Source organism: Paenisporosarcina sp. P4_E4_2, from assembly GCF_056401595.1.
In genome coordinates, this window is record NZ_JBFUJC010000265.1 from 1 (window position 1) to 4329 (window position 4329).

Annotated in this window: 4 protein-coding genes and 1 riboswitch; of the genes, 3 read left to right on the plus strand and 1 reads right to left on the minus strand. The window is 37.9% G+C overall.

The window, feature by feature from the left end; all coding sequences use genetic code 11:
* Positions 1–156 precede the first annotated feature (156 nt).
* Positions 157–289, plus strand: a riboswitch (FMN riboswitch).
* Between the two features lie 154 nt (positions 290–443).
* Positions 444–1022 (plus strand): ECF transporter S component, encoded by a 579-nt coding sequence (locus AC1DSB_RS15065; protein WP_016427442.1) that lies wholly within the window; start codon positions 444–446, stop codon positions 1020–1022.
* Between the two features lie 326 nt (positions 1023–1348).
* Here AC1DSB_RS15065 and AC1DSB_RS15070 read toward each other — a convergent pair whose 3' ends face one another.
* On the minus strand, positions 1349–1597 hold the full coding sequence (locus AC1DSB_RS15070; protein WP_016427441.1) for a ferredoxin: 249 nt from the start codon (positions 1595–1597) through the stop codon (positions 1349–1351).
* Between the two features lie 111 nt (positions 1598–1708).
* Here AC1DSB_RS15070 and AC1DSB_RS15075 point away from each other — a divergent pair, with 111 nt between their 5' ends.
* Both AC1DSB_RS15075 and AC1DSB_RS15080 read left to right on the plus strand, forming a co-directional pair.
* Positions 1709–2746 carry a YpbB family protein gene (locus tag AC1DSB_RS15075; protein WP_477532708.1) on the plus strand — a complete coding sequence of 346 codons (1038 nt, stop codon included), beginning with the start codon at positions 1709–1711 and terminating at the stop codon, positions 2744–2746.
* Positions 2743–4194, plus strand: coding sequence for a RecQ family ATP-dependent DNA helicase (locus tag AC1DSB_RS15080; RefSeq protein ID WP_477587018.1), 1452 nt, complete (start codon positions 2743–2745; stop codon positions 4192–4194). The genes AC1DSB_RS15075 and AC1DSB_RS15080 overlap by 4 nt, the downstream gene beginning before the upstream one ends.
* Positions 4195–4329: the final 135 nt, after the last annotated feature.

The window sequence follows — 4329 nt, forward strand, 5'->3', positions numbered from 1 at the left end:
CTGTTGGAGCGAATAAATATGTTTGGGAATAAGGTTTTACATGTTTCAAATTGACAATTGGATAGAAATTTATTAATAAAAAAGAACCATACGTAGGCTCAAGTAGTTTACAAATGGTTCTTTTTTTCTTATAGTAAACAATGTAAGTTAATATTGATTCATCTTCGGGGCAGGGTGAAATTCCCGATCGGCGGTAATAGAAGAACGTTTTCTTAAGCCCGCGAGCCGTAAGGCAGGATTTGGTGTGATTCCAAAGCCGACAGTATAGTCTGGATGGGAGAAGGTGAAGGTGCGGTCGTTTTTCGTTCTGTCATTTAACGAGACGCCTATTTAAGTGCGCCTTTCTACTCCCTTAAGCGATAACGGCTTAAGGGATTTTTGATGGGACAAAACGGACGAACTTTTCTTCTTGTGGAGTGGATCGGCAAAAGGAGAGAGTTTTTATGAAGAACAACAAACTGCGTGTCATGATTGCAGTAGCCATGTTAAGTAGTATTTCATTTGTTTTAATGCTATTTAATTTTCCGTTACCTGCATTACCACCATTTTTAAAAGTTGATTTCAGCGATGTGCCAGCACTTATTGCGGCAATTACTATGGGACCTGTAGCTGGGATTTTAGTAGCACTATTTAAAAATGTTCTATATTGGATTTTCAGTGGTAGTCCAACAGGTGTTCCTGTTGGGGAAATTGCCAATTTTGTAACGAGCATTTTGTTCATGCTTCCTGTATATGCAATTTATCGTAAAGTTTCAAATACGAAAGGTTTGGCAATTGGTCTGATTGTGGGAATTCTTGCCATGGCAATCGGAATGAGCGTGTTAAATTATGCGGTATTTTTACCGATGTACACTTATTTCTTGAATATGCCAGCACTTACTGGTTCTGCATTGCGTGATACCATTGTGCTAGGGATTTTACCATTCAACTTAATTAAAGGGTTGCTGTTGTCCGCCATCATTATTGTTTTGTTCAAGACGATGAAAACGTGGTTGGATAAACAACGAGCTCAATTTTCATAATAATAATCATTATTAGGCTATGTAAAAAAATACTAGAGATTGATCAGAAAGAGTCCATTTGCGCACAGCATGCCGCAAGAAAGAGTATGGTCAAAGGAAGTTTGACCGTACTCTTTGCGACGAGTAACCGCAGGAGCAAGGTTTCCTCTGTGCCGAGTAACCGCAGGCACAGCACTTTTGAAGTGTAAGACCAACAAGTATGCGGTTTTCATACTTGTTGGCTCATGCGTAACATGCGGCTAGCGCAAATGTGCGATAAACGACATTATATTAATAAAGCTATATTAATGAAAAAAAAAAGCTGCGAAGAAATTCGCAGCTTTTTCCTATTCGTATTTTAATGCATCTCCGTCAAATGATTCTTCGGCAACTTTAATGGAATCTGTAGGGCAGCCTTCAAATGCATCTTGCATATCTTCTTCGAGTTCATCTGGAACTTGAGTTGTTCCCATGTTATCATCTAAAATAACAAAGGCAATGCCTTCATCATCATAATCGTAAATATCAGGTGCAGCTGCGCCACATGCGCCACAAGCGATACAAGTATCTTTATCTACAATAGTATACTTCGCCATGTTTAAAACCTCTCCTTTTTCTCCGTTCGCTTGAAAAAGCTTTTCGTATTTATTCTAATCATGTTTTCCTCAATTTTCAACCTAAATACATATTAAATTGGAGGAAGTCTTGTGCTATTCCAACAAATCATCTTACATATGGTCAATCGATTAAATGAAGAACGTACAATTTCAGCTCCGTTTCACCTAATTAGAGGTAAACGTTCGGGTCAAACCATCCAAGATGTTAAAAGTTATGGACTGACCAATTACTTTTCACTTTTTCCAAAACTCACAAAACCAACATATGAACAATATGTGCAACAAATGATTCAGTCAAACTTGCTGATTGTCAACGAGCAATCGATTCCCAAACTAACGCACTTGGGAAAAGAAAAGTTGAAGGAAATGCCACCATTGCAGTTGAATGGCTGGTTATATAGAGGAAATGAACGCATTTTCTTTCAACGTATATCGTTAGTTACTCAAACACTATCGCATGTTAACGCAAAAAAATGGACGTTCACACCCATTCAAAAAGATGAAAAGATTCAACAATGGGTTCGTCATTTTTTGCATGACTTTACTTACAAGTCAAATGAGTTCATTTCAAAATATTATGAAGAACTGCTCAGTGTATGCCAGTCGGACAAGTTATCCGAACTTCATTTAGTAATTCTCAGTCATCGTTTGACTGGATATGAGGTAAGTGGAGTGACATGGCAACAGCTTTCCCGCGCTTTAGAGGAAGATGAAATGGATCTTCAAATCCGTCTGCAAGAAAGTTTACATATTATACTAGATGAAATTTCCATCAGACCATCTTTGAGTCTATTAACGAGAATGATTGAAGATATCAAAGTATCAACTCCATTAACTGACTCAGCTAAGAAAACCTCAGATTTGTACCAAAAAGGCTATTCATTTGAAGAAATTAGTTCAATGCGCCAACTAAAGACAAGCACAATCGAAGATCATTTTGTAGAGATGGCGATGAATGGATCATTATTATCAGTAGAGATGTTTTTTCTGAACGAGGATGTTCCGACGCTCATTCAAAAAATCAAACAACAAGAAACTAAAAAATTGCGGACGCTAAAAGACGTTTTCCCCAGTTATACGTACTTTCAACTAAGGCTGCTTTTGGCTATAGGAGGGGAATCGAATTGACGTCAAATCTGGAGAAAGTTCTATATGATAAATTTGGTTACCGTACGTTTAGGCAAGGTCAAAAAGAAATCATAAAAAGTATTATCAATAAAGAAGATGTCCTTGCAATTTTACCTACAGGAATGGGTAAATCACTTTGTTATCAGCTACCGGGATATCTTTTACCGCATAGCGTCATCATTATTTCGCCCTTGCTATCTTTAATGCAGGATCAAGTTGAACAGCTGAAAAAAATGGGGGAGAGGCGAGTCGTTGCGGTAAATTCATTTTTGACTCCTCCTGAAAAAAATGCGCTTTTGCAGAGAATGGAAACATATAAATTCATTTTTCTATCACCAGAAATGATGATGCAAGAACAAGTGAGAGCTAAGTTAATGACCATGAAGATTTCTTTAGTTGTTGCAGATGAAGCTCATTGCATATCACAATGGGGATTCGACTTTAGACCGGACTATTTGCGATTGAGTGATTGGTTGTCTTTTAACGGACGCCCTCCAATCCTTGCGTTAACTGCGACAGCGACACCAAAGGTTATTGAAGATATCACCACTCAATTGAATATGCGCCAGCCATCAATCCATATCCAAGCACTCGATCGACCAAATATTCGTTATGAAGCGGTTGAAGTTGATTCCCTGGAGCATAAGTTTGATCTTATCGCAGAACAAATAGAGCGCTTTACCGGTCCGGGAATTCTGTATACGCAATCACGTAGAAAAGCAGACGAATATGCTCTGAAATTAAATGCGAAGGGCATCCGTATTGCCTCCTACCATGCAGGAATGGAACAAGTCGACAGGATGTTTATTCAACAGCAGTTTTTGAATGGTGAAATTGATTGGGTGTGTGCGACAAATGCCTTTGGAATGGGTGTACATAAAGATGATGTGCGGCAAATCATTCATGATCATTTTCCGTCATCGGTTGCCAATTACGCTCAGGAAGTTGGGCGTGCAGGAAGAGATGGCCTTGATTCACTGGCCACAATGTTTTTTACTCGAGATGATGAAGATTATTCGATTTTCGTGGCTACGAACGATTTTCCCGAAGAGACACATGTCAGATTGTATAAAGAATTTCAGCAAAACGGACAACATCCTAGTCAATTAGTGGAGATTGGCGTGTTATCTGAAACGCATGTACGAATATTAACCTATTGGTTACCACGCAAATCAGTTGAGGAGACCATCGATATTTTGCATCAATTAAAACAGCAAAAGATTCAGCAGATTTATTTGATGAAAGACATTTTAACGAATTCTTCTTGCATTCGACAGCAAATCGTTGAAGTGTTTGGACAGCAACTTAAGGAAAGACCAGAAAATTGTTGTTCGAAGTGCGGATTAAATAAAGAGAATATCGTAAAATCATCGGAACAACCAGCAGCCAAAATAATACTGAAAGCTTGGGAAAAAAGAATTTCAGCATTGTTCCAACGAAACTGTTAGAGGTTTATTTTACTTTTTCTCCAAATTTCGTCATAATAAATAAAGATGAAAAGTAGAATAGGAGTTTACAGCTATGAATAAAGATGATTATCAAAATAAAATTGAAGAACATCGTAAACCCATACAATTAAATGG